At 71.9% G+C, this 1,913-nt stretch carries 1 protein-coding gene; it reads left to right on the top strand.

Annotated elements, in window-relative coordinates; genetic code table 11:
- The first annotated feature begins 148 nt into the window (after nt 1-148).
- A complete protein-coding gene (locus ACIQOV_RS39550; protein WP_401055741.1) occupies nt 149-1,900 on the top strand; it encodes a hypothetical protein in 1,752 nt (583 codons plus the stop codon).
- Nucleotides 1,901-1,913: the final 13 nt, after the last annotated feature.

The raw sequence follows: 1,913 nt of genomic DNA, 5'->3' as shown, positions 1-1,913 counted from the left end.
CCCTCCCGTACCCTCAAGCACTCCCAGGAGACCTACCTTGAGCGACCGCATACCATCCGTCACGAACGCGGTGCGGCCGATACCCGGACCCCGGGCCCGGCGCGTGCCCGGTCGTGCCGTACTCGGGGCTCTCGCCACCACGACGCTCGTGCTCGCGTCGTCCGTGCCGTTCGCCGTGCACGCCGCCGCGGCACCGCCGGCGAAGGCCGGTACGAGCGGGGCGCAGCGGCCGATCGGGCCGAAGCCGGCGCTGGATCTGCTGGCGCACGGCAACCTCACGATGGCGTCCAACTCGGTGGTCTCCTGCGACCCCGAGGACAGCGACTGCGACCTCAACGCCTACAACAACAACCGGGTCAACTGGGTCAAGACCGACCCCAAGGCCCCCGGCAACACCGCCTCCGCGGCCACCCTGACCGTCCCGCCGGGTGCCAAGGTGCTCAACGCCCGGCTGTACTGGCAGTCCAACCCCGTCGGAACCTCGCGGCTGTCCACCTCCGGTGACGCCTCCAAGGCCGACCAGGTCGAGTTCAAGGTCCCCGGCGCCACCGGCTACCAGCGGCTCACCGCCGACACCTACGACTGGTTCGACCAGAAGACCGGCGGCACGCCCCCGGCCCCGCTCACCGCCCACGCGGGTGTCAAGGACGTCACCGACCTGGTGCGGGCGGCCGGTTCCGGCGAGTACACCGTGGCCGACATCCAGGCCTGTCAGGGCCGCTCCTCCACCTCCGACTTCGGCGGCCAGAACGTCGGCTGCTGGGGCGGATGGTCCCTGGTCGTCGCCTACGAGGACGCCAAGGAGCCGCTGCGCTACCTGCAGATCTGGGACGGCTACCAGCTCATCCGCCCGCCCGAGCCCAGCGTCACCATGACCCTCGACGGCATCCGCACCCCGGCCGGCCGCGCACCGGCCGCCACCATGGGCGTCATCGTCGGCGACGGCGACGCCCCCATCGCCGGGGACTCCCTGGAAGTCGGCCCCGACGCCGGCCGGCTGACACCGCTGCTGATGCCGACCGCCACCGGACCCGCCCCCGACAACGCCTTCACCAGCCGCATCGACCGGGTCGCGCCCGACGGCACCGGCACCAACCTCACCGACCGCAACCCGAACACGGTCAACAACGTCGGCTACGACGCCCGGACGATCGACGTCACCGGCAAGCTGCCCGCCGGCAGCAAGCAGGCCGTGGTCAAGGTCACCGGCCAGGGCGACGCGCTGCACCCCCAGGCGGTCTGGCTCGCCGTCGAGGCCCTGGAACCCGACCTCCAGGTCGTCAAGGCCAACACCCCGGCCGGTACCACCACGAACAGCCCGCCCGGGCTCGTCGACCCCGGAGCCGAGATCACCTACACCTTCACCATCGCCAACCGGCACCCCGACGGCACCACCGCCGACCTCGACACCGCCAGCGGCGTCACCCTGACCGACGTGCTGCCCCAGGGCACCAGTTACGTCGACGGTTCCGGCACCGGCTGCACCGCCACCGGACGCAACGTCAGCTGCCCCACCGCCGACCTCGCACCGGGCGCCGAGACCACCGTCTCCTTCCGGGCCAAGGTCGACGCCGGCCTCGCGCCGGGCACCAGGCTCGACGACACCGCCTCCCTCGCCTACCGCGGCACCCAGACCGGCCGCGAACAGCACCGCACCAGCAACACCGTGCGCAACACCGTCGCCGAGCACACCGGCTACCGGGTCACCAAGACCGCGGACAGGAGCCAGGCCGCCCCCGGCGACACCGTCACCTACCACGTGGACGTCACCAACACCGGGAACACGCCCCTCACCGCACTGACCGTCACCGACGACCTGAGCGCCGTCCTCGACGACGCCACCTACAACGGCGAACCGACGCCCAGCCCGACTGGTACATGGGCTTCGCCGAAGGCCTGATCCGGATCATGCC

Origin of the sequence: Kitasatospora sp. NPDC091257 (assembly GCF_044757675.1) — a bacterium.
Classification (GTDB): domain Bacteria; phylum Actinomycetota; class Actinomycetes; order Streptomycetales; family Streptomycetaceae; genus Kitasatospora; species Kitasatospora lactacystinica.
The sequence above is the reverse complement of the archived record's forward strand: the minus strand, read 5'-3'. Positions and strand labels throughout refer to the sequence as shown.